The following is a 25,356-nucleotide window of genomic DNA, read 5'->3' on the forward strand; positions in this document are numbered from 1 at the left end:
AGCTCCCTCGCCACAAAAGCCGGATAGTTGATCGCCCACATTTGGTGAGCGATCAACAACTGCGCGGATTAGAGGCTGAACCGCCCAACCATGCTGTTCAGGTCCACGGCCAGGCGCGACAGTTCGGCGCTGGCGGCACTGGTCTGGTTGGCGCCGGTGGCCGATTGCACCGACAGGTCGCGGATGTTCACCAGGTTGCGATCCACTTCACGGGCCACCTGGGCCTGCTCCTCGGCGGCGCTGGCGATCACCAGGTTGCGTTCGTTGATCTCGACGATGGCGCTGTTGATTGTGTCCAGGGACATGCCGGCGCCGCGGGCGATGTTCAGCGTCGATTCGGCGCGTTCGGTGCTGTTGCGCATCGAATCCACGGCCTGTTCGGTGCCGCTCTGGATGCTGCCGATCATGCGTTCGATTTCGCTGGTCGACTGCTGGGTGCGATGGGCCAGGGCACGGACTTCGTCGGCGACCACGGCAAAGCCTCGTCCGGCCTCACCGGCGCGAGCGGCTTCGATGGCGGCGTTCAGGGCCAGCAAGTTGGTCTGGTCGGCCAGGCCGCGGATCACATCCAGAACCTTGCCGATATCCCGGGACTCATTGGCCAGGTTGCCGATCAACGAGGCAGTGCTTTGTACGTCGGCACTCATGCGTTCGATGGCGCCGACCGTTTCCTGCACCAGATCGCGGCCGTCACCAGCGGACGTAGTGGCGTTCCTGGACGCTTCCGACGTGCTGACGGCGTTGCGGGCGACTTCTTCCACGGCGCTGGTCATCTCGTTGACCGCCGTGGCGGCCTGTTCGATTTCGTTGTTCTGCTGGGTCAGGCCACGGGCGCTTTCGTCGGTGACGCTGTTGAGTTCTTCAGCGGCGGACGCCAGTTGCGTGGCCGAGCCGGAGATCCGCTGCAGGGTGTCGCGCAGTTTGTCCTGCATGGTCGACATCGCCCGCAGCAGGCGGCCGGCTTCGTCGCTGCCGTCCACGGTGATCGGCCGGGTCAGGTTGCCCTTGGCGATTTCCTCGGCGGCATCCAATGCGTTGGCGATCGGCTTGGTGATGCTGTTGGTCAGCAGCCAGGCGAACAGCACGGTCAGGCCAGTGGCGATGACCAGCAGGGTGACGACCCAGTTGAACGCGGTGGAATATTGTTGCGCCGCGTTTTTATTGAATGCGTCCGCTTGCTGGTTATTGATGTCCGTCAAGCGAGCTAGCACGGCGTTGACGGCGTCGGAATTGCTCATCAGCTCGGTGTTGAGCAGCGCTTGCAGTTCGTTGACCTGATTGTTGCGCGACAGGGTTTTCATCCGCTCTTCGAGCTGGCGGTACTGATTGAGCAACTGCACATACTGCTCATATGCGGCCCGTTCTTCAGGAGCGCTGATGAGTTTTTCATAGGCAACCTGTGCGGCGCGGACCTGCTGGTTGCGCTGCTCGAACAGATCCAGGGTTTTTTGCTGGGTATCCGCTTCGCGGTTGGTCAGCAGGCGATAGGACAACACGCGTAAACGCAGGGTGAGCTGGGTGAACTCGTTCAGGGCCTTGATACTGGGCACGCTGTTCTGGGCGATGTTGTCGCCAGACACGCGAATCTTATTCATCTGTGTCAGGGCAAACACCCCAAGGGCCAGCATCAGGGCGCCGATCAGGGCAAACCCCAGAAACGCCCGCGGCGCGATGTTCATATTACGTAGGGACATGGAAGTTACCGTGAAGAAGCGCGTCCGTGCGGGGCTGTGACTGGTTTCACTGACTTATCGGTCTAGCGACCGAAGTCTTGAGCGGCGTGCGTGCTTTTGTCGCAGTGCAGCAGTCGCCGTGCGACGAAGGGTAGGAACCAGATGCTTGAATCACAGTCTCTACAGCTCGCGAGCGAAGCACCGCCCCGTGTAAAGCGTGGCATCGGCGGTGACTTTTCTTTATCGTACGCGCCCCTTGGAAAAGCCTGGAAATCAATATGTTGGAAGCATCCCTCAGCCAACTGGAGCAACTGGTCAATGACCTGGTGCAACAGAACCTGCACCTCACCGGCCTGAACGAAACCCTGAGCGCCGAACTTGCCAAGGCCAAGGATGAAAACGAAAGCCTGCAACTGAGCCTGATGGAACAGGAAGAACTGCACGGCGCCACCGCGGCCCGCATCCAGGCCCTGATCGAGCGCGCCAGCGCCGGTCCTGTCAGCGCATGAAGCACGGCGCCGACGGGGTGACGGTCATCTCGATCCTGGGAGAAGACTATTCAATCAAAGCGCCGGCCGGGCAGGAACAGGCCCTGCTGGACGCCGCTTCGATGCTCAAGGCCGCACTGGCCGATACCAAAAGGAAATACCCGACGCTGATCGGTGATCGCCTGCTGGTATTGGCGGCGATGAACCTGTGTTCGCAGCAAATGGAAATGCAGAAGCAGCATCAAGCGGAACTCGACCGTTACCAAGAGCAAGTCAGCGCCACGGTCGAGGTGATTGCCAAGACGATTCAGCAGGTCTGACCAAGGTCTGGCAGTGAGCTAATTGTGGGAGCGAGCCTGCTCGCGAATGAATTCAGCAGCGCAGCAAAGTCCGGCTCAGAACCACTCATCCCGCATCCCCAGGCACGTATCATCCCGCGCCTCAAGAATCGCCAGCTCATGGTGACACCCCGGTACTTCCCAGGTCAGGAAATAGCGCGCCGCTTGCAGCTTGCCTCTATAGAAGTCGCTGTCCGCCGCGTTGCCCTTGGCCAGGCCTTCCTCGGCACGAATCGCTTGCTCCAGCCAGCGCCAGCCAATCACCATGTGCCCGAACACCTTCAGGTACAGCGCCGAGTTGGCGAGGCTGCCGTTGACCTTGCCCTGGGCCAAGTCCGTCAGCAAACCGAGGGTGACGGTTTGCAGGCGCGCCACCAACGCTTCCAGCGGCTGGCGCAGCGGCGTCAGCGATGGGTGCGCCTGGGCCCGCTCCGTGGTGTCGGCCACTAGGCGGATCAACTGCTTGAGACCGGCACCGCCGTTCTGCGCCAATTTGCGTCCCAACAGGTCCAGGGATTGGATACCGTGGGTGCCTTCATGGATCGGGTTCAAGCGGTTGTCGCGGTAGTACTGCTCCACCGGGTATTCGCGGGTGTAGCCGTGCCCGCCGAGAATCTGGATCGCCAGTTCGTTGGCTTTCAGGCAGAACTCCGAGGGCCAGGATTTGACGATGGGGGTCAGCAGGTCCAGCAGTTCATGGGCGCGCCGACGTTCGGCTTCGCTTTCCAGGGTGGTGGTGTCGTCGAACAGCCGGGCTGCATAAAGGCCCAGGTCAAACGAACCCTCGACGTAGGCCTTCTGGGTCAGCAGCATGCGCCGCACGTCGGCGTGCTGGATGATTGCCACGGGGGCGGTGGTCGGGTCCTTGCTGTCGGGCACCCGTCCTTGCGGGCGTTCGCGGGCGTACTCAAGGGAATACAGGTAACCGGCGTAACCGAGCATCACCGCGCCCATGCCGACCCCGATCCGCGCCTCGTTCATCATCTGGAACATATAGCTCAGGCCGTGGTGCGGTTTGCCAACCAGGTAACCGACACAGTCGCCGTTGTCGCCGAAGTTCAACGCGGTGGACGTGGTGCCGCGCCAGCCCATCTTGTGGAACAACCCGGCCAGCAGCACGTCGTTACGCGGGCCGAGGCTGCCGTCGTCGTTGACCAGGAACTTGGGCACGATAAACAGCGAAATGCCTTTCACGCCCGGCGGTGCATCCGGCAATTTCGCCAGGACCATGTGCACGATGTTTTCCGACAGCGGATGATCGCCACCGGAGATGAAGATCTTGTTGCCCTTGAGTCGATAGGTGCCGTCGGATGCCGGCTCTGCGCGCGTACGAATATCCGACAGCGATGATCCAGCGTGGGGCTCGGTCAGGGCCATGGTGCCGAAGAAGCGTCCGTCGATCATCGGTTGCAGGAAGCGTTGCTTCTGATCATCGCTGCCGAAACTTTCGATCAGGTTCGCCGCGCCCATGGTCAGGAACGGGTAAGAGGTCGACGCGGCATTGGCTGACTGGAAGTGCGCGAAACAGGCCTGGGACAGCAATGTAGGCAGTTGCATGCCACCGGCCTCGAAACTGCGCGCGGCATTGAGGAACCCGGCCTCCAGGAAGGCATCCACCGCAGGTTTCACCTCGGGAATCAGGATCGCCTCGCCGTTCTCGTAGCGCGGTTCGTTTTCATCATTCTTGCGGTTGTGAGGCGCGAAAAATTTCTCGGCGATGCTGCGGGCCGTGCCGAGGGCAGCGTCGAAGGTTTCGCGATTGTGCTCGGCAAACCGCTCGCGCTGAGTCAGGCCCTCTGCATCGAGGACTTCGTACAGCTCGAAAGCCAGATTGCGGGAACTGAGCAACGTCTCGGACATGGCGGCCTACCTTTTTTTGGAATGGGCCGAGTCTAGGCGTGGGGATGGAGGCTGAACAGGATGATTGATTTGGGTGATGGAGGAGCGAGGGTGACGCTAATCAAAAATGTGGGAGCGAGCCTGCTCGCGAAAGCGGCGGATCAGCCACATTAAAGTCGTCTGATACTCCGTCTTCGCGAGCAGGCTCGCTCCCACATTGGATTTTGATTGCCAGGCACCTATTGCAGGTGCCTGGCTTACAGCATTTAGCCGATGGTCATCAGGCTGGCGTTGCCACCCGCCGCGGCGGTGTTGACGCTCAGCGCGCGTTCGATCACCAAGCGCTCCAAGGCAATATTGGTTTCGCCCTGGGACAACCCATGCACACCGACGATGGCGCCGGCGCGCTTGGCCACTTGCTGGCAAACGCCGCGCAGTTGGTCCGAATCGCCATGGTGCAGGACCGCGTCGAACAGCACTTCGTCCTTGGTCCAGTCGGCCACCCGCTGGATGCGCGCCTGAATATCCTTCGGCAAGCGTGTGAGTACGGCCTTGCTGGTGTCGGTTTCCGGCCACACGGCTGAGCCGCCTACGGCCAAAACGGCCGCCAGTTGCGTCAGCAGGTCGCCTTCCACGTCGGCCAGGCACAGCACGTGCTCGCGCGGCAGGATGGCGTAGCTGTTGCGTTCACCGGTCGGGCCGGTCAGCTGGCGGGTAATACCGCTTTGCGACTGAGCCGCGAACTGCACGCACAGGGCGCTCAGTTCGGCGAGCTTCTGGCTGTCAGCCCAGGCTTGCAGCGCCGCCAGCGGTTTGCCCATGGCCTCGCGCAAACGCAGGTCCGGCGCCGCCAGCGCATCGCCACGGACGAAGGATTGCTGGATCGCATCGGTAGGACGCATCGACAGCAGGCGGTACAGATACAGCGGACCACCGGCCTTGGGGCCGGTGCCCGACAGGCCTTCGCCACCAAACGGCTGGACACCGACCACGGCGCCGACAATGTTGCGGTTCACGTACACGTTGCCCGCATGCACATTGTCGATGACCTTGGCGATGGTCTCGTCGATGCGGGTGTGCACGCCCAGGGTCAGGCCATAGCCGGAAGCGTTGATCTGGTTGATCAACTGATCCAGCTCCTTGCGCTTGTAACGCACCACGTGCAGCACCGGACCGAAGATTTCACGCTGCAACTCGTCGAAGCTTTCCAGTTCGATCAAGGTCGGCATCACGAAGGTGCCGCGCTTGCACTCGTCACTGTCGGCGATTGCCATCTGGTACACGGCGCGACCCTTGTCGCGCATGGCCTGGATGTGTTTCTCGATGCCGGCCTTGGCTTCGGCGTCGATTACCGGGCCGATGTCCACGGACAGGCGCTCAGGATTGCCGAGGCGCGATTCGGCCATGGCACCCTTGAGCATTTCGATGACGCGGTCGGCGGAATCTTCCTGCAAGCACAGGACCCGCAGGGCCGAGCAACGCTGGCCGGCGCTGTCGAAGGCCGACGACACCACATCGATGACCACTTGTTCGGTCAGGGCCGAGGAATCGACGATCATCGCGTTCTGGCCACCGGTCTCGGCGATCAGCGGGATCGGCCGGCCCTGGTTGTCCAGGCGTCCGGCGATGTTGCGTTGCAGCAGGCGGGCAACTTCGGTGGAACCGGTGAACATCACGCCCTTGACGCGCTCGTCACCCACCAGGCGGGCGCCGACGGTTTCGCCGCGACCCGGCAGCAGTTGCAGGACGCCTTCTGGAATACCGGCTTCGAGCATCAGGCGCACCGCCTGGGCCGCGACCAGTGGGGTCTGTTCGGCGGGCTTGGCCAGAACCGGGTTGCCGGCGGCCAGAGCGGCAGCGACCTGGCCGCTGAAAATTGCCAGTGGGAAGTTCCACGGGCTGATGCAGACCACCGGGCCCAATGGGCGGTGGGCGTCGTTGGTGAAATCGTTGCGCGCCTGCACTGCGTAGTAGCGCAGGAAGTCCACGGCTTCACGTACTTCGGCAATCGCGTTGGCGAAGGTCTTGCCGGCTTCGCGGGCCAGCAGGCCCATCAGCGGCTGGATCTCACCTTCCATCAGGTCGGCGGCGCGCTCGAGGATCGCAGCGCGCTCGGCCGGTGGCGTGGCCTGCCAGATCGGTGCGGCGTTGAGGGCGCACTGAATGGCGTTGTCGACGTCGGCAACCGTGGCTTCCTGCACATGGCCAACCACATCGCGGTGATCGGACGGGTTGAGCACCGCTGCCGGGCTTTCTTCGCTAGCGGCGCACCCGAGCATAGGCACGGCTTTCCAGTCGTTATGGGCGGTAGCCAGCAGGGCGCAAGACAGCGATGCCAGGCGATGTTCGTTGGCCAGGTCGATGCCGCTGGAGTTGGCGCGGTCGCTGCCGTACAGGTCGCGTGGCAGTGGGATGCGCGGGTGCGGCAGGCCGAAACCGCCTTCCAGGGTTGCCATTTGCTCGATGCTGGCCACTGGATCGGCGACCAGTTCCTGGATGGAAATCGACTGGTCGGCGATGCGGTTGACGAACGAAGTGTTTGCGCCGTTTTCCAGCAAGCGACGTACGAGGTAGGCCAGCAGTGTTTCGTGGGTGCCGACCGGGGCGTACACACGGCACGGACGGTTCAGCTTGCCTTCGGAGACCTTGCCTACAACCTGTTCGTACAGCGGTTCACCCATGCCGTGCAGGCACTGGAATTCATACTGGCCCGGGTAATAGTTCTGACCGGCGATGTGGTAAATGGCCGACAGGGTATGGGCGTTGTGCGTGGCGAACTGCGGGTAGATGACTTCCGGCACCGACAGCAGCTTGCGGGCGCAAGCGATGTAGGACACGTCGGTGTACACCTTGCGGGTGTAGACCGGATAGCCTTCCAGGCCTTCGACCTGGGCGCGCTTGATCTCGCTGTCCCAGTACGCGCCTTTTACCAGGCGAATCATCAAGCGGTGGCGACTGCGGCGGGCGAGGTCGATGACGTAATCGATCACGTATGGGCAGCGCTTCTGGTACGCCTGGATCACGAAGCCGATGCCGTTCCAGCCGGTCAACTGCGGCTCGAAGCACAGGCGCTCCAGCAGGTCCAGGGACAGTTCGAGGCGGTCGGCTTCTTCGGCGTCGATGTTCAGGCCGATGTCGTATTGCTTGGCCAGCAGGGTCAGCGACAGCAGGCGCGGGTACAGCTCGTCCATGACGCGCTCGTACTGGGCGCGGCTGTAGCGCGGGTGCAGGGCCGAGAGCTTGATGGAAATGCCCGGGCCTTCATAAATCCCACGACCATGGGAGGCTTTGCCGATCGAGTGAATGGCTTGTTCGTACGAGGCCAAGTACTTCTGGGCGTCATGTTCGGTGAGTGCGGCTTCACCCAGCATGTCGTAGGAATAGCGGAAACCCTTGGATTCGAACTTGCTGGCGTTGGCCAGGGCTTCGGCGATGGTTTCGCCGGTGACGAATTGCTCGCCCATCAAGCGCATGGCCATGTCGACGCCCTTGCGGATCATCGGCTCGCCGCTCTTGCCGATGATGCGGCTCAGGGACGAAGTCAGGCCTGCTTCATTGTGGGTGGCGACCAGCTTGCCGGTCAGCAACAGGCCCCAGGTGGCGGCGTTGACGAACAGCGACGGGCTGTTGCCCAGGTGTGGGTGCCAGTTGCCGGTGCTGATCTTGTCGCGGATCAGGGCATCGCGGGTACCTTTGTCCGGGATGCGCAGCAGCGCCTCGGCCAGGCACATCAGCGCCACGCCTTCCTGGGACGACAGGGAAAATTCCTGCAGCAGGCCCTGAACGATACCGGCACGGCCGCCGGCACTCTTCTGGTTACGCAGTTTTTCAGCAATCGACGCCGCCAGCTTATTGGTGGCTTCGGCCATTTCGGCCGGCAGTCGGGCCTGCTCCATCAGCATCGGCACCACTTCCGGCTCCGGGCGACGGTAAGCAGCGGTGATGGAGGCGCGCAGGACCGATTGCGGCAGGATGCTCTCGGCAAACTCGAGGAAGCACTGGTGAGCGTGGTCGACCTGTACATCGCCAGCGTCGTCGCTGTCGGCACGAGGGGAACCGTTCAGCTCGGTCAGGGTTGCACCACCCTCGAGTTTTTCCAGGTAATTGAAAATTGCCTGCTTGATCAGCCAGTGCGGCGTGCGATCAATCGAGGTTGCGGCCGCCTTGAGGCGTTCGCGGGTCGGGTCGTCGAGTTTGACCCCAAGGGTGGTGGTAGCCATATTTTTATCCTCATGTTTACCACGTATGGCGTGGCATCAGCTGGCGGCAAGATTAGCTGCGCGCTGATTGAGGTGCAACCGGGTGCAACCCTTTTTTTCTCGAAATGACAGGCAGCTCATCTGGAAGTAAATACTGCCCCGCCATTCCTGCACCGCCTTAGTGCTTTGGCTTCTAGAGAAGGGCCGTTCACTGCACTAAAAGGGCGCAAAAAACAGTGATTTCGCGACAAAACCGATCAGGTGCAACTTATTCGAGCGAAACTGGTTGCACCTTATTTGATTTGTTGAATAGCATTCGCGGCCAAGGTGCAACCGGTTCCAAGCCGAGGGGCATCGGCTGATGGCTTTCCTGGGGAAACATCAGTCATAAATTCGCGGGACTGCAAATCGTTGCTACAACTTCAGCGTTGTCGACGCTTTCAACTGCCACCGCATCATAAAAACAAAGCCAGGGCGTAACTCATGAGTGTTAGTAATCCCACCTTGATCACTTTCGTGATCTACATCGCAGCCATGGTCCTGATCGGCCTGATGGCTTACCGCTCCACCAATAACCTTTCCGACTACATCCTGGGCGGTCGCAGCCTCGGCAGCGTGGTCACGGCGTTGTCCGCCGGTGCTTCCGACATGAGCGGCTGGTTGTTGATGGGTTTGCCGGGTGCCATCTACATGTCCGGCCTGTCGGAAAGCTGGATCGCCATCGGCCTGGTCATCGGTGCCTACCTGAACTGGCTGTTCGTGGCCGGTCGCCTGCGAGTGCAGACCGAGCACAACGGTGACGCCCTGACGCTGCCGGATTACTTCTCCAGCCGTTTCGAAGACACGAGCGGCCTGCTGCGGATCATCTCTGCGGTGGTGATCCTGGTGTTCTTCACCATCTACTGCGCTTCCGGCATCGTGGCCGGTGCCCGTCTGTTCGAAAGCACCTTCGGCATGTCCTACGAGACCGCGCTGTGGGCCGGTGCTGCCGCGACCATCGCCTATACCTTCGTTGGTGGTTTCCTGGCGGTGAGCTGGACCGACACCGTACAAGCCACCCTGATGATCTTCGCGCTGATTCTCACGCCGATCATCGTACTGTTGGCCACCGGCGGCGTGGACACCACGTTCCTGGCGATCGAAGCGAAAGATCCTACGTCCTTCGACATGCTGAAAAACACCACCTTCATCGGCATTATTTCGCTGATGGGCTGGGGCCTGGGCTACTTCGGCCAACCGCACATCCTGGCGCGCTTCATGGCGGCGGATTCGGTCAAGTCGATTGCCAAGGCGCGTCGTATCTCCATGGCCTGGATGATCCTGTGCCTGGGCGGCACCGTGGCGGTTGGCTTCTTCGGTATCGCCTACTTCTCTGCGCACCCTGAAGTCGCCGGTCCCGTGACCGAAAACCCTGAGCGCGTGTTCATCGAGCTGGCGAAGATCCTGTTCAACCCTTGGGTTGCCGGTGTCCTGCTGTCGGCCATCCTGGCGGCGGTGATGAGCACCCTGAGCTGCCAGCTGCTGGTGTGCTCCAGTGCCCTGACCGAAGACTTCTACAAGACCTTCCTGCGCAAGAGCGCTTCCCAGCTGGAACTGGTCTGGGTCGGTCGCGCCATGGTGCTGCTGGTGGCCTTGGTCGCCATTGCCCTGGCCGCCAACCCGGAAAACCGCGTACTGGGCCTGGTGAGCTACGCCTGGGCCGGCTTCGGTGCCGCCTTCGGTCCGGTGGTCCTGATCTCCGTGGTCTGGAAGAACATGACTCGCAACGGCGCCCTGGCCGGTATCCTGGTCGGTGCGATCACCGTCGTGGTCTGGAAGCATTTCGAACTGCTGGGTCTGTACGAAATCATCCCAGGCTTCATCTTCGCCAGCCTGGCTATCTACTTCGTCAGCAAGATGGGCACGCCTACCACCGGTATGGTGCAGCGCTTCGAAGCGGCCGAGAAAGACTTCCGTCTGAACCAGTAAGACTTTCTGCGCGGCCTTGAGCCCGCAGGTGATCCAATGTGGCGAGGGAGCTTGCTCCCTCGCCACGGATATCACTTCATCTCGGCATCAGGCTGGTTGAGAAAGATCAACACGCCCAGGATCGCCATGTAGAACCTGAACGCAGCGTCCTGGCCATTCCAGATTTCTGATTGCCACATCAGGAACCATTCGCCGCCGACCACCATGAAACCAAAGAACCAGACGAAGAAACCGACCGTCAAGCCGGCCACGGTCCATCGTTTGGCGCGGGCAAATGCCCCGGCCTCGGCCCGGCGTGCCTGCCACAGTTTCACTGCGCCGTAGCCCAGCAGCCCCGCCGTCAATGCCTCGCCGAAGATGATCAGCCAATAGGCGCCGTGCCACATCCACGGTTTATCGAGGGCGCGATACCGGGCGGCATTGTCGGGGAAGGTGGTGTCCATGCTCAGTACATGCTGGACGAAATTGAAGTTGGAGCGGTAGTCCGTGAGGTTGTTGAACACCGTCAGGAAGGCGAATGCAGCGAGTGCCAGGGTCATTGCGATTTTTGCGTAGCGTGTCGTCATGTCCTGCGTCCTTTGCTTTTTTGCGACCGGCGCACGTTATCACGCCCACTGTTGGCAAGAGATCGAGCACGTTGCAAGAAACTGCTGATTCGTTTGTAGGACGGTAGCGGTTGGTCGTGATGCTTCGAATGTCTATCGGAAAATGCATCACGCTTAGCAGCTTTTAGCTTCTTGGATGTAGGGCAAATCTGTTTTTTTGCGCCTCCAATACACGTCCCTGGTGCTCATGCAGAATCATCCGCCTCCATTCAGCAGAGGCACATAGGATGTTCCCGCCGCGATTCACGCTGACGCTCGACAACCCGCCGAGCGAGCTCAAGGTGCTTGAGTTCAAGGGCACGGAAGCCATCAGCCAGCCCTATCGTTTTGACCTGGAACTGGTCAGCGAACGGTCCGACCTGGCACTGGAAGAGCTTCTGCATCGTCAGGCATTTCTGGGGTTCGACGACCGGGAGGGTGGCATACACGGTCAGCTCTATAGCGTCGCCCAAGGCGACTCGGGCAAGCGTCTGACCCGCTACCAGGTCACTTTGGTGCCGCGCCTGGCCTACTTGCGCCATCGTATCAACCAGCGGATCTTCCAGCACTTGAGCGTGCCCGCTATCGTCGCCCAAGTCTTGAAGGATCACGGGATCCTGGCGGGTGCCTTCGAATTCACGCTCGCAGGGCAATACCCCGAGCGTGAATACTGTGTGCAGTACGGTGAAAGCGACCTGACGTTCATTGAGCGGATCTGCGCTGAAGTCGGTATCCACTACCATTTTCGCCACCGCCCTGACGGTCATCTGCTGGTGTTCGGTGATGACCAGACCGTGTTTCCTTGCCTGCCCGAATCGACGCTGTACCTTCCCGACAGCGGCATGGCTGCCGACGCGCCGGCCATCAAGCGCTTGGCGGTGCGAATCCAGACCCATACCACGGCCGTGACGTTGCGCGACTACGACTTCCGCAAGCCTGGCGTGACATTGCAAGCCGAGCTCTACAATCGGCAACGTCCTGTCCTGGAGGACTATCGGTACCCCGGTGGGTTCTGCGACCGTGACGATGGCAAGCACCTGACCCGACGCACCCTTGAGCGTCACGGCGCCCATTATCGCGTGGCACAGGGCGACAGCGATGACAGCGCCTTCGTCAGCGGGCATTTCATGCGCATCAAGGACCATCCCCGGGAACAGTGGAACGATCTGTGGCTCCTGACCCAGATCAACCATCATGGCCGTCAACCCCAGGTGCTGGAAGAAACAGCCTCCTCCAGTCCGGATGAATTCCAGGGTTATAGGAATACCTTTCTCGCCACGCCATGGGACGTGTTCTTTCGGCCGTCCTTGCAGCACGAAAAGCCCCATGCCCACGGCTATCAATCAGCGGTGGTGACCGGGCCGCAGGGCAGCGAGATCCATTGCGATGAATTCGGGCGGGTCAAGGTGCAACTGGTCTGGGATCGTCACGGCCGGCGCGATGAGCATTCCAGTTGCTGGCTGCGCGTGGCCACGGGCTGGGCCCATGATCACTATGGTGCAGTGATGATTCCCCGGGTCGGCATGGAAGTGCTGGTGGGGTTCATCGATGGCGACGTGGACAAGCCGCTGGTGGTCGGTTGCCTGCCCAATGGCGCCAACCAGGTTCCGCTGGAACTGCCGGCGGACAACACCCGCAGTATCTGGCGCAGCCGGAGCAGCCCTGGTGGGGAAGGCTATAACGAGCTGCGCATCGAGGACCGCAAGGGGGGCGAGGAGATCTACCTGCGGGCCCAGCGAAACTGGACCCAGCATGTGTTGCATGACCAGCGGGTGCGGGTCGATCACGAGCGCAGTATCGTCGTCACCGGCACGGCGCGGCACGAGCTCAAGGCCGATGAGCAGCGCGTGACCCACGGAAGGCGCCGGGCTGAAGTCCGCCAGGACGATCACTTGCTGGTGAGTGGCGATCGGCATATCCGTGTGACCAGCCAGGTCCTGAACGCCAGCAAGCAGTTTCATGTCAGCGCCGGCCAGCAAGTGGTCCTGGAGGCTGGCGCCAGTGTGACCCTGCAGGCTGGCGGCCATTGGATCAACATCGGCGCCGACGGGATTTTCAGCAGCGTGCCGATCGAGGTCGGTGGGGCGCCGATGGCGGTCATGGGCGCGGCAGCGGTTTCGCCGGGCAGCGCCGGAAGGCCGGTCCCTGCGGCGGCACCTCGGCTTTCCCTGGCGCAAATCCTCAGTTTCCAAGGCTCGGCGCCGTTCTGCGAGGAATGTGAACGTTGCAGAAACGGCGTCTGCGCAGTGCCGTCGGGCTTTCACACATCTGTCGACATACAGGAGCGCCCATGAACAGCGATCAAACGCCCCGCGCCTGGCTTGAGCACCGTCCGTTGCTGGCGTCCGAGCAGCTTTTCGCTATATTCAGCAACGCCAGCAGCGCCGGGGCGTTATCGGCCTGGCGGCGCTCGATTGGCGCGACACCCACACCGATCTGGGCCGACACGCTGTACGCCGGGTGGGAAGCGGTCATGCCCTATGTGGGGCTTGTTCGCGCAGACAGTGAGTTCCTTGACTGGATAGCGGCCACCGATTCACTCGATTGGGGGTGGCTGGCAGTGTCGCGTGCCGACCAGGAAGACCTTGCCGAGCATTTGCGTGGGCTCACCCAGGTGTTGCTGCCAGGTGGCAAGGCGGTTTTCCTGCGCTTTTGGGATGGGCGGTTCATGGGGCCGATCCTGCAATCGACGGCGGTGGACGCCGGGCAGCTCTTGCCGGTGATCAACCGTTGCCTGATCAACGGTCGATCCCTTGAGTTCGTGGGAGATGCCCAGCGGCCGGCCCGGATTTTTCCTTGGTGGGACGTACCGGTGGCGCTGCTGGAAGCCATGGCCGAGGCGCCGACGGAGTGTCTTGTGGATAACTTGCTCACATGGCTGGGCGAAGAGCATCCATCTCTGTGTGAGCGGGTCGACCAGCGCATCCTGCGGTGCAAGATTGCCCACTTTCTTCAGCGATCGAAGCCGCTTGCCGCGCCCAAGGCGCCCTTGCAGGCGTACTTGCTGCGCGAGCTAGGCTGATCGTGGCGTGTCCGCCGGGCTGCCACCCCCTGACGTTCGGCGCGCTTCAAGGTAAACTCGTCGCCCTTCGCAGGAGCCGCCATGAATTATCGCCACGCCTTCCACGCCGGCAATCACGCCGACGTGTTCAAACACCTGACCTTGACCCGCCTCATCGCGCTGATGTCGCGCAAGGAACAGCCCTTTGCCTACCTCGATACCCACGCGGGCATCGGGCTGTATGACTTGCAGGGCGACCAGGCCAACCGTACCGGTGAGTATTTGGAAGGCATCGCGCGGTTGTGGGGCGAGGGCGACCTGCCGCCGTTGACTGCCGACTACATGAAAGTGCTGCACGAGATGAACCCGGACGGGCAATTGCGCTACTACCCGGGCTCGCCGGAGCTGGCGCGGCGCCTGACCCGGCCTCAGGACCGTGTGCTGCTTAATGAGAAACATCCGGAAGACGGCGTGTTGCTCAAGGACAACATGAAAGGCGACCGTCGCGTGGTGGTGCACCTGGGTGAAGGCTGGCATGTGCCGCGGGCGTTGCTGCCGGTGGCGGAAAAGCGTGCGCTGATGCTGATCGATCCACCCTTCGAACAGCTTGACGAAATGCAGCGCTGTGCCGCCTCGCTCAAGGAGGCGATTGGCCGGATGCGCCAGACGGTGGCAGCCATCTGGTACCCGGTGAAGGACCAACGGATGTTGCGTCGTTTCTACCAAGACCTGGCTGGCACGGGCGCGCCGAAGCTGTTGCGGGTGGAACTGTTGGTGCACCCGCTGGCGACGCCCAACAGCCTGAACGGTTCCGGCCTGGCGATTGCCAACCCGCCGTGGGGACTGGAAGAAGAGTTGCGTGAGCTGCTGCCATGGCTGTCGAAAAAGCTCGGGCAGACCCAAGGTGGGTGGCAGATGGATTGGTTGATCGCTGAGAGCTGATGGTTTGATGGCGTCTGGAAGGGCGCCTTCGCGAGCAAGCCCGCTCCCACATGGCTTTTGGGGTGTACCCCCTTATCGTGCCCGCCCCGGGCCCCTGTGGGAGCCGAGCTTGCTCGCGATGGCATCGCCTGGGTCTACCAGCTACACCGAGGTGTTTGCATCGCGGGCAAGCCTTGCTCCCACAGGCTCGCTCCCACATTGGCCCTGGTGTGCATGCAACATTTGGATATGCCGCTGGACCTGTGGGAGCGAGCCTGCTCGCGAAGCTTGTAGTCAGATCGGGCAGGTCACGCCGGTGCCGCCGATCCCGCAATAGCCTTCAGGGTTCTTCGCCAGGTATTGCTGGTGATAGGCCTCGGCGAAGTAGAACGTCGGCGCTTCTTCGATTTCGGTGGTGATGGTGCCTTTGCCGGCCTTGGTCAGCTCAGCCTGGAAGACTTGCTCGCTGTGTCTGGCCGCTGCCAGTTGAGCCGGGTTCGTGGCATAGATCACCGAACGGTACTGGGTGCCGATGTCGTTCCCCTGGCGCATGCCCTGGGTCGGGTTGTGCAGTTCCCAGAACATCTTCAGCAGCTCTTCGTAGCTGACTTTCGCTGGCTCGTAGACCACCAGCACCACTTCGCTGTGGCCGGTAAGGCCCGAGCAGACCTCTTCATACGTCGGGTTCGGCGTGAAACCGCCGGCGTAACCCGCCGCGGTACTGACCACGCCTTCACGCTGCCAGAACTTGCGCTCTGCGCCCCAGAAGCAACCGAGGCCGAAGATTGCGAAGTCTACGTCCATGGCAAACGGGCCCAGCAGGGGCGCGTCGTGGACGAAGTGTTTTTCCGGCACGGTCATCGGGGTTTCACGGCCAGGCAGAGCTTGATCAGGAGTAGGAAGCACGTTTTTATTCACCAGGATTTCCGAGCGCAAGACCATGATCAGTCCTCTCAGTCAGATGGAGTTGAGCGAAATAGACCGTCAGTGTGCCTCAGAAAAGCCGCCGCAAGCTATACGCAGCTGTCAGACCAGAGGCCCGCGCGGGTAGCGCTTGAGCTTTTCGATCAGCTCCGCGCCAGGGATTGGCCGGTCGAACAGGTAGCCCTGGCCGACGTCGCAACGATGACGCCGCAGGAACGTCAGTTGCTGGGCGGTTTCGATGCCTTCGGCCACGACCTTGAGTTTCAGGTTGTGGGCCATGGCGATCACCGCCGAGGTGATTTCCATGTCGTCCTGGTTGTCGGGGATCTCATGGATGAAGCTGCGATCGATCTTGATGATGTCGATCGGGAATTTCTTCAGGTAGCTGAGGGACGAATAACCGGTGCCGAAGTCGTCCATGGCCAGGGTCAGGCCCAGGCGCTTGAGCTGGTCGAGCTGCAAGTGGGTGTCTTCGGTGGCTTCCAGCAGCAGGCCTTCGGTAAGCTCCAGCTCCAGCTCCAGCAGCCGCGCCGGCAGTTGTTCCTCCTTGAGGATGCTGGCGATGGAGGCGACCAGGTCCGGGTCGGAGAACTGCTTGGGTGACAAGTTGATCGCCACTTGCAGGTTACCCAGGCCGGCGGCGGTCAGTTGTTTGCTCATCCGGCAGGCCTGGCGGGCGATCCATTTGCCAATGGGGATGATCAGGCCGGTTTCTTCGGCCACGCTGATGAACTGGTCCGGGCGGATCATGCCCTTTTCCGGATGGTTCCAGCGCAGCAGCGCTTCCATGCCCAGCAGGCGGCCGCTGCGCAGGCACAGCTTGGGCTGGTAGAAGACATCCAGTTCGTTCTGGGTCAAGGCACGTCGCAGGTTGTTTTCCACGAACAGCTTGTAGCTGGCCTCGGCATTCAGTGCTTCGGTGAACACTTGGACCTGGTGCTTGCCGTTGGCCTTGGCCTTGTGCAGGGCGAGGCCGGCATTGCGCATCAGGGTCTGCGGGTCGCGACCGTGCAGCGGCGCGCAGGCGAGGCCCACGGAGCCGGTCACGCTGATCAACTGGTTGTCGACGAACATCGGTTTGTCGAGGGTCATCAGCAACTGGCTGGCGATCTGCTGCCCGGCCTCCAGATCGGTGTCGTCCAGCAGCACCGCGAATTCGTTACTGGCGAAGCGCGCCAGGCTGCCACTGGGGCTCAAGCTGTTGCGCAGGCGCCGGGCCAGGCTGATCAACAGTTTGTCGCCGGTCTGGTGGCCGAGACTGTCGTTGATGCGCTTGAAATTGTCGATGTCCACCAGCAGCAGGCTGATGGGCGAGTCACTGTCCCGGGCGAAGCGTTCATCGAGGTTGCGGATGAACGCCGGGCGGTTGCCCAGGTTGGTCAGGTTGTCGGTGTACGCCAGGCGCTCGATGCGCTGCTGGGCCAGCTTGGTCTGGGTGATGTCTTCGTAGATGCCGATATAGTGGGTCAACTCGCGGTTGTCGCCGTAGACCTTGGAAATCGACAACTGGCCCCAGTAGGGCTCCAGGTTCTTGCGCCGGCTCTTGAACTCACCCTGCCAGCTGTTGCTCTGGGCCAGTGCCGAGGGCGCATCGAACAGCAGTTCGCTGAGGTTTTCCAGGGCCGGCAGTTCCGAGAGGCGCTGGCCGTGGACTTCCTCGGTGGTGTACTGGGTGATGGCGGTGAAGCTTGGGTTGACGTACTCCACCACGCCGTCGCAATTGACCAGCAGGAACGCGTTGGCGCTCTGTTCCACGGCGCGCTGGAACAGGTGCAGGGCGCTGGTGGCGGTGCGTCGGTTGTGGTTGTTGATGACTTGGGCGAACTGGTCCGCCAGCTCGCCGGCAAAGGCGATCTCATCCGACTGCCAGGCGCGGGTGGCGCCCACTTGTTCCAGGCACAGCACGCCCACCACTTGGCCGTCGATACGCACGCTGGCGTCTAGAATGGCGTTGACGTCGCGAGCGCGCAGGTTCCCGGCCATTTCCCGGGTACGCGGGTCGCGCATCGCATTGTGGGCGTCGATGGCGCGGCAGGTCTGCAGCGCCTCCATGTAGTCGGGAAACTCGTTGGCGTCGATCACCGCTGGCAGGAAATATTCCTGGGATGCGCGGTTATAGGCGGAAATCGGCACCAGCTTGCCATCGTCGAGGTTCCAGATACTGGCGCAATCGATCTGGTAGATGTCGCAGGCGCTGCGAGTGATGAGTTCGGCCGCTTCGAGCAGGGAATTGTTGGCGCTGTAGCGTTGGCGGGTCAGCAGCAGGATCAGGTCCTGTTGGGCGCGTACGCGGTCCAGATGCTGGAGCTGCTCTTGCTGGGCGCGCTGGTTCAGTTCCAGGGCGATCTGCAGGCGCGAGTTCTGGGTTTCCAGGTCCAGGGCCGGCATGGAGGGTTCGCTTTGCAGCAAATTGTCCACCACCAGCAGGTAGCCGCGCAGCAGGTGGCGATTGTGCTGTTTATAGGCTTCGCCCGTCTCCAGCACGTTCATCGGCCCCTTGGCGGTGTGGAGCGTGTAGCGAATCTGGTAATGCGCGGCCTGGGCCAACTGCTGCTGGATGGCGTCATGCAGTTGATAGCGCGCTTCGGGTTCCATCAGGCTGGCGTAGGGCGAACTGACCAGCGAGCACAGCTCTACCGCCGGCAGGCCGAAGTGTCGCTCGCAATTGGGGTCGAGGAACAACAGCGCCCAGCTAGCTTCATTCAGCCGTTCGAAACGCAGCATACCGAGCCGCGCGGGCACCGGTAACTGCGTCACTACCTCGGCCGCCATACGGCTGGCGGCATCGGGTTGGCTTTTCATGGGGAAACTCGCTTCGAAAATGCTGATCGCGCCGGGCTGACGCCCTCGTTATTACGGATTGGCGCAAGGTTGCATCATTGCGGCACTGGCTGACAAGAGAGATGAAGGCCAAGTGCTATAAACCTTTTATCGGCCGACAACGGGATTTCTCCAGTCGCCAGCCGATCAGAGGGCATGGAAGTTCATCGCAGCGGGATATCGACCGTCTGCAAGGGCCTGCCGTCACGGTCGTGGAAGGTGACTTGGAGGCTCTGCGCCGTGACCTGCAGGCGGGCGAAGTTGTCCTGGCTCACCACTTCGCTGGTCAGTTCATAGCGGTACTCACCGCTGTCCGTGCGGGCCATGGGCCGATGGAAAATAAAATCCGCGGCTTTTGCAAAAGGCAGCAGTTTGCTGTTGTAGAACGGCGAGGAAACGACGGTGTTGACCTCGAAATCAGGATCCTCGCTGTGGCGCAGCCGGCTGGTCATGGAACCGTGGACGTCACCCGAAATGAACACTACGTTTTTGATCCGCTGGCGACGGATGCTGTCCAGCAGTCGCAGCCGTTGTGCCGGAAACGCCTGCCAGGCATCGCCGTCATTGCGCTTGTGGTCAGGGAAAAACATCACACTGGTGACGACGAGCTTGACCCGGGCGGGGCTGCTGACAAGCCATTCAAGCAGGGCCTGTTCCTGTTCCTGGTCGAGGATGCGCCGGTCGTCCGCCGACAGGTTGCGTTGCGTCCGGCTGTCGGTAACGAACCAATGGATATCCCCGTGGGCAAAGGTGTACCAGTAGCGGGTCAACGCCCTGTTCAATGTTCCGTCGCCCGACAGTTCATGGACGGGTCCGTGGCTGGCCTGGTAAAGCCGATAAGCGCTCATGGCATTGGCATACAGGAGGTCGTCCTGGGCGGTTCTCCTGGCGGGCCAGTTGTCTTCGATTTCATGGTCGTCGAGGATCATGTAGGTCGGGGTGCCAGCCATCAGCTTGCGGATCTGCGGCTGGGCAAATACCGTTCGGTATCTGAAGAGGATGTTTTCATAGGTTCGGTCCGGGCCGATGACATTCAGGTCATCGAGGTAAACCTGGTCGCCGGTCATCACTACCGCGCTGATCGGCGGGTCGGCTTGTTCGACGACGCGATTGATGCCGGCAAAGGTGCGATCCCCGAGCGCGGGTAGCAGCGGGGTATTGGCGACGATCCGCAAGTAGCGACATGAGCCCACGATGTAAGTCCGCGGCGCATCGGTTTTATCGGTCGGCGTGCGCAAGCAATAGGTGTTCCTGGGCCATTGCAAGGGCAGTTCCTGGATGGTTTCCACGGTGTGGGTCGGGCTCAGGGGGCTGAACCAGCCGGCCTGGTATTCGTAGGCGGTGTCGGGTTGAAGACCTTTCAACACGATGACATCGGACATGTCGCGGTAGGCCTTCAGTTGGACAAATTGCCCTATCGACCAGCCTGTGTCCCCTCGGCGTCGGTGGCGAATGCCGGCAAATACCTGGCTGTTGCCATGATCACCGCGCAGGAATATCCGGGCATGGTCCGTGGTCGTGTGCCCGACAATCGGGCCGACGGTAGGTTTGAACATATTCGAATCCATTCGAAGTTTTAATGGGACACCCATCAAGGTGCCTTGGCGGTTCGATGCTAAAGCTCGGTGGGCGATAAATATCGATAGGGAAGGGGGCGCGGGGTGTGGGGAATGACTACAGGGGGCGTAGTCATTTAAAACTTGGGCGGTAGGAAAATTACCGCGTCGCCTGACCTACCGCCATCGCGAGCAGGCTCGCTCCCACAGGGGGGGCTTGGTTGGTTTCAAGTTAAGGTGCAGCGCCACAAATCCATTGTGGGAGCGAGCCTGGTGGGAGCAAAGCTTGCTCGCGATCCAGGCACCGCAGCACTCAAGAGACCGCGGTGTTTTCATCGCGGGCAAGCCTTGCTCCCACCAAGCCCGCTCCCACAGGTCTGAATTCCAGGCAAAAAAAGCCCCGCCAAACGGACGGGGTTGAGGTACGAGCGTGGCGCTCGGAAACGGTGCGCCGAATGGCCCTCCCAAGGGAGGGCCGCCCGGTGTTACAGCAGGATGGTGCGGATGTCGCCCAGCAAGTCGCTCAGACGCTTGGTGAAGCGTGCGGCGGCGGCGCCATTGATCACTCGGTGATCGTAGGACAGCGACAGTGGCAGCATCAGCTTCGGCTGGAAGGCTTTACCGTCCCAGACTGGCTGGATGGTGGCCTTGGAGACGCCCAGGATCGCCACTTCCGGCGCGTTGACGATCGGCGTGAAGCCGGTGCCGCCAATGTGGCCGAGGCTGGAGATGGTGAAGCAGGCGCCCTGCATGTCGTCGGCGGTGAGCTTCTTGTTCCGGGCTTTTTCGGCCAGGGCAGCGGCTTCGCCAGCCAGTTGCAGCAGGCTCTTCTGGTCGACGTTGCGGATGACCGGTACCAGCAGGCCTTCCGGGGTGTCGACGGCAAAGCCGATGTGCACGTATTTCTTGCGGATCACAGCCTTGCCGCTTGGGGCCAGGGAGGCGTTGAAGTCCGGCAGTTCCTTGAGCAGGTGTGCACAGGCCTTGAGCAGCAGTGGCAGCACGGTCAGCTTCACGCCGGCCTTTTCCGCCACGGCTTTCTGCGCGACGCGGAAAGCTTCCAGCTCGGTGATATCGGCCTGGTCGAATTGAGTCACGTGCGGGATGTTCAGCCAGCTGCGGTGCAGGCTCGACGCGCCGATCTGCATCAGGCGAGTCATGGCCACTTCTTCGGTTTCGCCGAAGCGGCTGAAGTCCACCGCCGGGATCGGCGGGATGCCCGCGCCGCCGGTGGCGCCTTCGGCCGGTGCGTTCTTGGCCTTCTGCATCATGGCCTTGACGTAGGCTTGCACGTCTTCCTTGAGCACGCGACCGTGAGGGCCGCTCGGGCCTACGGCGGACAGCTCGACACCGAATTCACGGGCCAACTGACGCACCGCAGGGCCGGCATGCACCTTGGCACCGCTAGGCGCAGGCGCAGCGGCGACAGGAGCAGGGGCTGCTTCAGCCTTGGTCGCAGGCGCGGCGGCTGGTGCTGGAGCGGCTTCAGCCTTGGCGGCTGGCGCAGCGGCCGGGGCAGGCGCGGCAGGTGCCGAGGCGCCGGCTACTTTCAGCTTCAGGATCAGGTCACCGGTGCCGACTTCGTCGTCCAGCTTGACCTCGACGCTTTCCACCACACCGGCGGCCGGCGATGGGATTTCCATGCTGGCCTTGTCGGATTCCAGGGTGATCAGCGACTGGTCGGCTTCGACGGTGTCGCCAGCCTTGACCAACACTTCGATGATCTTGGCCTTGCCCGACGAACCGATGTCCGGGACATGAATATCCTGGACGCTGGCAGCGGCAGGCGCCGCAGCGGGCGCGGGAGCCGCTTCGGCAGCCGGCGCGGCGGCAGGCTTTTCAGCCGTTGCCGGGGCAGCCGCAGGGGCGGCCGCTTCAGGCGCCGCAGCGGCGCCCTCGACTTCCAGCTCCAGCAGTTCGTCGCCTTCCTTCAAGCGGTCGCCCAGCTTCACTTTCAGGCTCTTGATGACACCGGCCTTCGGCGCGGGCACTTCCATGCTGGCCTTGTCCGATTCAAGCGTCAGGATGCTCTGGTCGGCTTCGATACGGTCGCCGACCTTCACAAACAGTTCAATTACTTCACCTTCACCGCTGCCGATGTCAGGTACGCGAATGAGTTCGCTCACGAAAATTCTCCTCAGCAGTCCAGTGGGTTGCGTTTTTCTGGATCGATGCCGAACTTGGCGATGGCTTCGGCCACCACTTTAGGTTCGATATCGCCACGGTCAGCCAAGGCTTCCAGGGCTGCCAACACAACGAACTTACGGTCGACTTCGAAGAAGTGACGCAGCTTCTTGCGGCTGTCGCTACGGCCGAAACCGTCGGTGCCCAGCACTTTGAATTCCTTGGAAGGCACCCACTGGCGGATCTGCTCGGCGAACAGCTTCATGTAGTCGGTGGAGGCGATGACCGGACCTTTGCGGCCATTTAGGCACTCTTCGACGTAGCTCAGCTTTGGCTTCTGGCCAGGGTGCAGGCGGTTGCTGCGTTCTACGGCCAGGCCGTCGCGACGCAGTTCGTTGAAGCTGGTGACGCTCCAGACGTCGGCACCGACGTTGAACTCTTCACGCAGGATCTTCGCCGCTTCACGCACTTCGCGCAGGATGGTGCCGGAGCCCATCAGTTGGACATGGTGCGCCGCTTCGCGGGTGTCTTCCTCGAGCAGGTACATGCCCTTGACGATGCCTGCTTCCACGCCGGCCGGCATGGCTGGCTGCTGGTAGGACTCGTTCATCACGGTGATGTAGTAGAAGACGTCCTGTTGCTCTTCGGTCATCTTCTTCATGCCGTCCTGGATGATCACCGCCAGCTCGTAGCCGTAGGTCGGATCATAGGTGCGGCAGTTCGGGATAGTCCCGGCCAGCATGTGGCTGTGGCCGTCTTCGTGCTGCAGGCCTTCACCGTTCAGCGTGGTACGGCCGGCGGTACCGCCGATCAGGAAGCCACGGGTACGGCTGTCGCCAGCGGCCCAGGCCAGGTCACCGATACGCTGGAAGCCGAACATCGAGTAGAAGATGTAGAACGGCAGCATCGGCTGGTTGTGGCTGGAGTACGAAGTACCGGCGGCAATGAAGGAGCTCATGGCGCCCGCTTCGTTGATGCCTTCCTCGAGGATCTGGCCCTTCTTGTCTTCGCGGTAGAACATCACCTGGTCTTTATCGACTGGCTCGTAGAGCTGGCCGACGGACGAGTAGATGCCCAACTGGCGGAACATGCCTTCCATACCGAAGGTACGGGCTTCGTCCGGGATGATCGGGACGATGCGCTGGCCGATTTCCTTGTCCTTGACCAATTGCGCGAGGATCCGCACGAAGGCCATGGTGGTGGAGATTTCACGGTCGCCCGAGCCGTCCAGGATCGCCTTGAGGGTTTCCAGTGGCGGGGTCGGGATGCTGAAGCTCTTGGCGCGACGCTGTGGCACGAAACCGCCCAGTGCGGCACGGCGCTCGGCCAGGTAACGGGCTTCGGCGCTGCCTTCTTCAGGCTTGAAGAACGGCAGGTTTTCCAGCTCGCTGTCCTTGACCGGAATATCGAAGCGGTCGCGGAACAACTTCAGGCTGTCGACATCGACTTTCTTGGTGTTGTGCGCGGTGTTCTTCGCTTCGCCGGCACCGGTGCCATAACCCTTGATGGTCTTGGCCAGGATGACGGTCGGCTGTTCTTTGTGGTTGACCGCCTGGTGGTACGCCGCGTAGACCTTGTACGGGTCGTGGCCGCCACGGTTGAGCTTCCAGATCTCGTCGTCGGACAGGTCGGCGACCATGGCCTTGAGTTCAGGCGAGTTGAAGAAGTGCTCACGGACGAACGCGCCGTCCTTGGCCTTGTAGTTCTGGTATTCGCCGTCGATGACTTCGTCCATGCGACGTTGCAGGATACCGTCGACGTCCTTGGCCAGCAGTGGGTCCCAGAAGCGGCCCCAGATGACTTTGTTGACGTTCCACTGGGCGCCACGGAACACGCCTTCGAGTTCCTGGATGATCTTGGCGTTGCCGCGAACCGGGCCGTCGAGGCGCTGCAGGTTGCAGTTGATGACAAAGATCAGGTTGTCCAGCTTCTCGCGGCCGGCCAGGGAGATTGCGCCCAGGGATTCCGGCTCGTCGCACTCGCCGTCGCCCATGAAGCACCAGACTTTCTGCTTGCCTGGCTGGATGAAGCCACGGGCTTCCAGGTACTTCATGAAGCGTGCCTGGTAGATCGCCTGGATCGGGCCCAGGCCCATGGAAACGGTCGGGAACTGCCAGAAGTCCGGCATCAGCCAAGGGTGCGGGTACGAGGACAGGCCGTTGCCGTCCACTTCCTGGCGGAAGTTGTTCATCTGGTCTTCGGTAATGCGGCCTTCCATGAACGCACGGGCGTAGACGCCTGGCGATGCGTGACCCTGGAAGTAGATCAGGTCGCCGCCGTGTTCGTCGGTCGGGGCCTGGAAGAAGTAGTTGAAGCCGATGTCATACAGCGTCGCGCTGGAGGCGAAGCTGGAGATGTGACCGCCCAGGTCAGAATCTTTCAGGTTGGTACGCATGACCATGGCCAACGCGTTCCAGCGTACCAGCGAGCGAATGCGGCGTTCCATGAACAGGTCGCCAGGCATGCGTGCTTCGTGGGTAACGGGGATCGTGTTGCGGTACGGCGTGGTGATGGCGTAGGGCAGTTGCGAACCGCTGCGGGTCGCGAGTTCGCCCATACGGGTCATCAGATAATGAGCACGGTCTTCGCCTTCTTTGTCGAGAACCGATTCCAGGGCGTCCAGCCATTCCTGGGTTTCGACGGGATCGAGGTCTTGCATGGCTTGCTCCAGGGCGGAAAGGCTACCAGAATCGGTTGCCTGAGTTTGCGACTGGCCTTGTGGGCAGACGATATAAATTCTTGGATTGCCGAAGGTTGTTTCGGCGGCGTGTAGTTTTACTACAAATCGTCGGCCGTTTCAGCCTTTCGAATGTATAGACGAGTAGTAAAACTACACCTGAGCGGCTCGTGGCCCCTCGTTTCGTTGTGAGAATAATCGTTACTGTTGGTCTTTAGCCAACTCGAACAGGTAAAAACTTGAT

15 protein-coding genes are annotated in these 25,356 nt (G+C 61.6%); 6 read left to right on the top strand and 9 right to left on the bottom strand.

Annotation, left to right across the window (positions count from 1 at the left end):
* Positions 1 to 68 precede the first annotated feature (68 nt).
* Positions 69 to 1,694 carry a methyl-accepting chemotaxis protein gene (locus tag HU767_RS10500; protein ID WP_186729482.1) on the bottom strand — a complete coding sequence of 542 codons (1,626 nt, stop codon included), beginning with the start codon at positions 1,692 to 1,694 and terminating at the stop codon, positions 69 to 71.
* 257 nt (positions 1,695 to 1,951) lie between these two features.
* Here HU767_RS10500 and HU767_RS10505 point away from each other — a divergent pair, with 257 nt between their 5' ends.
* Positions 1,952 to 2,182, top strand: a complete 231-nt coding sequence (locus HU767_RS10505; protein ID WP_186706031.1) for a hypothetical protein — start codon at positions 1,952 to 1,954, stop codon at positions 2,180 to 2,182.
* Positions 2,179 to 2,481, top strand: coding sequence for a cell division protein ZapA (locus HU767_RS10510; RefSeq protein WP_186706030.1), 303 nt, complete (start codon positions 2,179 to 2,181; stop codon positions 2,479 to 2,481). The genes HU767_RS10505 and HU767_RS10510 overlap by 4 nt, the downstream gene beginning before the upstream one ends.
* A gap of 75 nt (positions 2,482 to 2,556) precedes the next feature.
* Here the strand turns inward: HU767_RS10510 and HU767_RS10515 are convergent, their stop codons facing one another.
* Together HU767_RS10515 and putA are read right to left on the bottom strand one after the other, a co-directional pair.
* On the bottom strand, positions 2,557 to 4,359 hold the full coding sequence (locus HU767_RS10515; RefSeq protein ID WP_186729483.1) for an acyl-CoA dehydrogenase: 1,803 nt from the start codon (positions 4,357 to 4,359) through the stop codon (positions 2,557 to 2,559).
* Between the two features lie 245 nt (positions 4,360 to 4,604).
* Positions 4,605 to 8,558 carry a trifunctional transcriptional regulator/proline dehydrogenase/L-glutamate gamma-semialdehyde dehydrogenase gene (gene putA, locus HU767_RS10520; RefSeq protein ID WP_186729484.1) on the bottom strand — a complete coding sequence of 1,318 codons (3,954 nt, stop codon included), beginning with the start codon at positions 8,556 to 8,558 and terminating at the stop codon, positions 4,605 to 4,607.
* Positions 8,559 to 9,020: 462 nt separating this feature from the next.
* Here putA and putP point away from each other — a divergent pair, with 462 nt between their 5' ends.
* Positions 9,021 to 10,505 (top strand): sodium/proline symporter PutP, encoded by a 1,485-nt coding sequence (putP, locus tag HU767_RS10525; RefSeq protein WP_186706027.1) that lies wholly within the window; start codon positions 9,021 to 9,023, stop codon positions 10,503 to 10,505.
* A gap of 71 nt (positions 10,506 to 10,576) precedes the next feature.
* Here the strand turns inward: putP and HU767_RS10530 are convergent, their stop codons facing one another.
* Entirely contained in the window at positions 10,577 to 11,071 is a 495-nt protein-coding gene (locus HU767_RS10530; protein WP_186706026.1) for a DUF2165 domain-containing protein, read from the bottom strand.
* A 266-nt stretch (positions 11,072 to 11,337) separates the two neighbouring features.
* On the opposite strand from HU767_RS10530, the gene HU767_RS10535 reads away from it, so the two are divergent.
* The 3 genes from HU767_RS10535 (at position 11,338) to rlmJ (ending at position 15,032) form a co-directional block, all read left to right on the top strand.
* Positions 11,338 to 13,383, top strand: a complete 2,046-nt coding sequence (locus HU767_RS10535) for a type VI secretion system tip protein VgrG (RefSeq protein ID WP_186729485.1) — start codon at positions 11,338 to 11,340, stop codon at positions 13,381 to 13,383.
* A complete protein-coding gene (locus HU767_RS10540; protein WP_186729486.1) occupies positions 13,380 to 14,111 on the top strand; it encodes a DUF4123 domain-containing protein in 732 nt (243 codons plus the stop codon). Before HU767_RS10535 ends, HU767_RS10540 begins: the two co-directional genes overlap by 4 nt.
* A gap of 81 nt (positions 14,112 to 14,192) precedes the next feature.
* Positions 14,193 to 15,032, top strand: a complete 840-nt coding sequence (gene rlmJ / locus HU767_RS10545; protein WP_186729487.1) for a 23S rRNA (adenine(2030)-N(6))-methyltransferase RlmJ — start codon at positions 14,193 to 14,195, stop codon at positions 15,030 to 15,032.
* 273 nt (positions 15,033 to 15,305) lie between these two features.
* On the opposite strand, the gene msrA is transcribed toward rlmJ, so the two are convergent.
* The 5 genes from msrA to aceE all read right to left on the bottom strand — a co-directional run bounded on the left by msrA (position 15,306) and on the right by aceE (position 25,094).
* Positions 15,306 to 15,953: a peptide-methionine (S)-S-oxide reductase MsrA gene (gene msrA / locus HU767_RS10550; RefSeq protein WP_186729488.1), complete on the bottom strand. Its 648-nt coding sequence runs from the start codon at positions 15,951 to 15,953 to the stop codon at positions 15,306 to 15,308.
* 84 nt (positions 15,954 to 16,037) lie between these two features.
* Positions 16,038 to 18,737 (bottom strand): GGDEF and EAL domain-containing protein, encoded by a 2,700-nt coding sequence (locus tag HU767_RS10555; RefSeq protein WP_186729489.1) that lies wholly within the window; start codon positions 18,735 to 18,737, stop codon positions 16,038 to 16,040.
* Between the two features lie 182 nt (positions 18,738 to 18,919).
* Positions 18,920 to 20,311 (bottom strand): alkaline phosphatase D family protein, encoded by a 1,392-nt coding sequence (locus HU767_RS10560; protein WP_186729490.1) that lies wholly within the window; start codon positions 20,309 to 20,311, stop codon positions 18,920 to 18,922.
* Between the two features lie 485 nt (positions 20,312 to 20,796).
* Positions 20,797 to 22,437, bottom strand: a complete 1,641-nt coding sequence (gene aceF / locus HU767_RS10565; RefSeq protein ID WP_186729491.1) for a dihydrolipoyllysine-residue acetyltransferase — start codon at positions 22,435 to 22,437, stop codon at positions 20,797 to 20,799.
* 11 nt (positions 22,438 to 22,448) lie between these two features.
* Positions 22,449 to 25,094, bottom strand: coding sequence for a pyruvate dehydrogenase (acetyl-transferring), homodimeric type (gene aceE, locus HU767_RS10570; protein WP_053117793.1), 2,646 nt, complete (start codon positions 25,092 to 25,094; stop codon positions 22,449 to 22,451).
* Positions 25,095 to 25,356: the final 262 nt, after the last annotated feature.

This window comes from Pseudomonas sp. SWRI179 (assembly GCF_014268705.1).
In the GTDB taxonomy this organism is placed as follows: domain Bacteria; phylum Pseudomonadota; class Gammaproteobacteria; order Pseudomonadales; family Pseudomonadaceae; genus Aquipseudomonas; species Aquipseudomonas zanjanensis.

What these genes read in the sequence shown, in the direction of transcription:
- HU767_RS10500 (WP_186729482.1), bottom strand. Translation starts at nt 1,694, where the DNA reads ATGTCCCTACGTAATATGAACATCGCGCCGCGGGCGTTTCTGGGGTTT.
- HU767_RS10505 (WP_186706031.1), top strand. Translation starts at nt 1,952, where the DNA reads ATGTTGGAAGCATCCCTCAGCCAACTGGAGCAACTGGTCAATGACCTG.
- HU767_RS10510 (WP_186706030.1), top strand. Translation starts at nt 2,179, where the DNA reads ATGAAGCACGGCGCCGACGGGGTGACGGTCATCTCGATCCTGGGAGAA.
- HU767_RS10515 (WP_186729483.1), bottom strand. Translation starts at nt 4,359, where the DNA reads ATGTCCGAGACGTTGCTCAGTTCCCGCAATCTGGCTTTCGAGCTGTAC.
- putA (WP_186729484.1), bottom strand. Translation starts at nt 8,558, where the DNA reads ATGGCTACCACCACCCTTGGGGTCAAACTCGACGACCCGACCCGCGAA.
- putP (WP_186706027.1), top strand. Translation starts at nt 9,021, where the DNA reads ATGAGTGTTAGTAATCCCACCTTGATCACTTTCGTGATCTACATCGCA.
- HU767_RS10530 (WP_186706026.1), bottom strand. Translation starts at nt 11,071, where the DNA reads ATGACGACACGCTACGCAAAAATCGCAATGACCCTGGCACTCGCTGCA.
- HU767_RS10535 (WP_186729485.1), top strand. Translation starts at nt 11,338, where the DNA reads ATGTTCCCGCCGCGATTCACGCTGACGCTCGACAACCCGCCGAGCGAG.
- HU767_RS10540 (WP_186729486.1), top strand. Translation starts at nt 13,380, where the DNA reads ATGAACAGCGATCAAACGCCCCGCGCCTGGCTTGAGCACCGTCCGTTG.
- rlmJ (WP_186729487.1), top strand. Translation starts at nt 14,193, where the DNA reads ATGAATTATCGCCACGCCTTCCACGCCGGCAATCACGCCGACGTGTTC.
- msrA (WP_186729488.1), bottom strand. Translation starts at nt 15,953, where the DNA reads ATGGTCTTGCGCTCGGAAATCCTGGTGAATAAAAACGTGCTTCCTACT.
- HU767_RS10555 (WP_186729489.1), bottom strand. Translation starts at nt 18,737, where the DNA reads ATGAAAAGCCAACCCGATGCCGCCAGCCGTATGGCGGCCGAGGTAGTG.
- HU767_RS10560 (WP_186729490.1), bottom strand. Translation starts at nt 20,311, where the DNA reads ATGTTCAAACCTACCGTCGGCCCGATTGTCGGGCACACGACCACGGAC.
- aceE (WP_053117793.1), bottom strand. Translation starts at nt 25,094, where the DNA reads ATGCAAGACCTCGATCCCGTCGAAACCCAGGAATGGCTGGACGCCCTG.